Here is a 4,072-nt window from a genome sequence, read left to right as displayed (position 1 = left end):
CGTCGCAGGGTCAGATGTTTATAAGAGCCAGCCCTCGGTGACCGGCGTCGGCACGGTCAGCCTGACCGCGACGACCGGCGACCTGACGGTCGGCACGGTCAACGCGGGGCCGACCGGGACCATCAACCTGACGGCGGCGGGCGGAAGCCTGCTGACCGGCCTCGGCACCAACCTGACCGGCGGCGCGCTGAACCTGACCTCCAACACCGGGATCGGGACCAGCAGCGCCGCCTTCACCAGCACCATCGCCAACATCTCGGCGATGGTGACCGGGACGGGCGGAATCTATCTGGCCGGCACCAGCTTCAACCTGGGCAATCTCGCCACCACCGACGGCGACATCGCCGTCACCGCCAGCGGCGCCATCACCGACAGCAACGCCACCACCGGCATCAACGCCGGAAACAGCGGCACCATCTCCGTGATCTCCACGGGCGGTGCGGTGTCCTTGACCAGGGCGGTGTACAGCGTCGGTCCGGACGCCACCCGGGCCAGCGTGACGGTGCAGGGCACCAGCGTCACCCTGGGCAACGTCTCCAGCACGGGCACGCAAACCTACACCGGCGACACCACGCTGGGCGGCACGCTGTCCGGCAAGTCGGTGACCGTCACCGGGAACCTGACCCTGTCCGGTGCCAACCGCATGGTGAGCGCGACCGGCGGCGACCTGTCGGTGAGCGGCACGCTGAACGGCGGTGGATACGGGGCGACCCTGTTCGCCGTGCAGGGCGCGATGACGCTGGGCGGGGCGGCCAGCAACTTGGCCTATCTGACGGTCACCGCGGGGACCATCGGCCTGCGCGACGTGACGACGTCGGGTGCGCAGACCTACACCGGCGCGACCAGCCTCCAAGGCGCCTACGCCACTGGAAACGGCGCCTTCACGGCCATCGGCGCGACGACGCTGGCGGGCGGCACCACGGTGAACTCGGGCAGCGGAAACGTTCTGTTCAGCGGCACGGTGAACGGGGCCAACTCACTCGTGATCACCAGCAGCGGCGCCACCCAGTTCACCGGCGCGGTGGGCGGCACGACGGCGCTGACGTCCCTGACCATCGACGCCGGCGGGACGGCCAGCGTGAAGTCGGTGACGACCACCGGCGCCCAGATCTACAGCGGCACGGTGACGCTGGATGGCACCTACACCACCGGTGCGGTCTTTGCGGCCATCGGCGCGGTGACGCTGGGCGGCAATACGACGGTGGACGGCACGTCGAGCGTCGTGTTCATGAGCACGGTGGACGGCGCCTATACCCTGGCGGTCAACAATCAGGGCATGGCGCAGTTCAACGGCGCAGTGGGCGGCACGACGGCGCTGATGAGCCTGACCACGGACGCCGCCGGCTCCAGCAGCCTGAAGTCGGTGACAACCAACGGCGCGCAGACCTACAACGACGCGGTGACGCTGAACGGCACCTACACCACCGGCAGCGGGGCCTTCACCGCCAACGGTGCGGCGACGCTGGCCGGCGACACGACGGTGAACGGCGGGTCGAGCGTGCTGTTCGCCGGCACGGTGAACGGCGCCTACGCCCTGGCGGTCAACAGCAAGGCCGCGACGCAGTTCAACGGCACGGTGGGCGGCACGACGGCCCTGGCCAGCCTGGCGACCGACGCCGGGGGCACCACGAGCCTGTGGAACGTCTTCACCACGGGTGCGCAGACCTACAACGACGCGGTGACGCTGAACGGCACCTACACCACCGGCAGCGGGGCCTTCACCGCCAACGGTGCGGCGACGCTGGCCGGCGACACGACGGTCAATGGCGGGTCGAGCGTGCTGTTCGCCGGCACGGTGGACGGCGCCTACGCCCTGGCGGTCAACAGCAAGGCCGCGACGCAGTTCACCGGCACGGTGGGCGGCACGGCTGCCCTGGCCAGCCTGACCACCGACGCCACCGGCACCAGCAGCCTGAAGTCGGTGACGACGACGGGTGCGCAGACCTACAACGACGCGGTGACGCTGGACGGCACCTACACGGGCGGCACGGTCACCGCCAACGCGGCGACCACGCTGGCCGGGGCGACGACGGTGAACGCCGGGACGGCCATCTTCAACGGCGCGGTGAACGGCGCCCAGGCGCTGACCATCGCCGGGACGGGCACGACGCAGTTCAACGCGGCGGTGGGCGGCACGACGGCGCTCGCCAGCCTGACCACCAACGCGGGCGCCACGGTCAATCTCCTGAACGTCACCACCACGGGCGCCCAGACCCACGGCGCCGCCACCACCCTCAACGGCACCTACACCACCACCAACGGCGCCTTCACCGCCAGCGGTGCGGTGACGCTGGCCGGCGACACGACGGTGAACGGCGGGGCGAGCGTGCTGTTCAGCGGCACGGTGGACGGCGCCTACGCCCTTGCGGTCAACAACAAGAGCACGACGCAGTTCACCGGTACGGTGGGCGGCACGACGGCCCTGGCCAGCCTGACCACCGACGCCACCGGCACTAGCAGCCTGCGCAACGTCACCACCACGGGTGCACAGACCTACAACGACGCGGTCATCCTGAACGGCACCTACGCCACCGGCAGTGGGGCCTTCACCGCCAACGGTGCGGCGACGCTGGCCGGCAATACGACGGTGAACGGCGGGTCGAGCGTGCTGTTCGCCGGTACGGTGGACGGTGCCCAGGCCCTGGTCATCAACAGCAAGGGCGCGACGCAGTTCACCGGCGCGGTGGGCGGCACGACGGCCCTGGCCAGCCTGACCACCGACGCCACCGGCACCAGCAGCTTGCGCAACGTCACCACCACGGGGGCCCAGACCTACAACGACGCGGTGACGCTGAACGGCATCTACACCACCGGGAGCGGCGCCTTCACCGCCAACGGTGCGGCGACGCTGGCCGGCGACACGACGGTGAACGGCGGGGCGGTGATGTTCGCCGGCACGGTGGACGGTGCCCAGGCCCTGGTCATCAACAGCAAGGGCGCGACGCAGTTCACCAGCACGGTGGGCGGCACGACGGCCCTGGCCAGCCTGACCACCGACGCCGGCGGGACGACGAGCTTGCGCAACGTGGTCACCACCGGCGTGCAGACCTACAACGACGCGGTCACCCTGAACGGTCTCTACAGCGCCGGCGGTGCTTTCTCCGCCAACGGTGCGGCGACGCTGGCCGGGGCAACGATGGTGTACGGCGGGTCGAGCGTGCTGTTCGGCAGCACGGTGGACGGCGCCTACGCCCTGGCGGTCAACAACAAGGGCACGACGGCGTTCAACGGCGCGGTGGGCGGCACGACGGCCCTGGCCAGCCTGACCACCGACAGCGGCAGTGCCAGCCTGAAGTCGGTGACGACGACGGGGGCGCAGACCTACAACAACGCGGTGACGCTGGACGGCACCTACACGGGCGGCACGGTCACCGCCAACGCGGCGACCACGCTGGCCGGGGCGACGACGGTGAACGCCGGAACGGCCACCTTCAACGGCACGGTGAACGGCGCCCAGGCGCTGACCATCGCCGGGACGGGCACGACGCAGTTCAACGCGGCGGTGGGCGGCACGACGGCGCTCGCCAGCCTGACCACCAACGCGGGCGCCACGGTCAATCTCCTGAGCGTCACCACCACGGGCGCCCAGACCCACGGCGCCACCACGACGCTCGACGGCGCCTACAACTCGCTCAACAGCCCGATCGCCTTCAACGGCGAGACGACGCTGGCCGGGACGACGCTGGTGGACGCGGGCTTCGGCACGATCACCTTCAACGGGACGGTCAACGGCGCCCAGGACCTGACGGTGATCTCGACCGGGGCGATGGTGTTCAACGCGGCGGTGGGCGGCACGACGGCTCTGGCCAGCCTGACCACCGGCGCGGGCTACACCAGCCTCGTCGACGTGACCACGACGGGCGCGCAGAGCTACGGCGGGGAAACCAGCCTGATCGGCACCTACGCCACCGGCAACGGCGCCTTCACCGTCGAAGGCCCGGTGACGCTGGCGGGGGCCGCCACGGTCAACGCCGGCAGCGGTGCGGTGACCTTCAACGGCACGGTGAACGGCGCCCAGGCGCTGGCCATCAACGGCAGCGGCGCCACGCAGTTCAACGCGGCGGTGGGCGGC

The 4,072-nt window shown here is 70.8% G+C and carries 1 protein-coding gene; it reads left to right on the top strand.

The features are described 5' to 3' along the window. The coding region (locus GBZ26_RS27860) for a beta strand repeat-containing protein (protein ID WP_425599368.1) at window positions 1–4,072 on the top strand (4,072 nt) is incomplete at both ends.

Origin of the sequence: Azospirillum formosense, from assembly GCF_013340925.1 — a bacterium.
Lineage (GTDB): Bacteria > Pseudomonadota > Alphaproteobacteria > Azospirillales > Azospirillaceae > Azospirillum > Azospirillum formosense.
The sequence above is the reverse complement of the archived record's forward strand: the minus strand, read 5'-3'. Positions and strand labels throughout refer to the sequence as shown.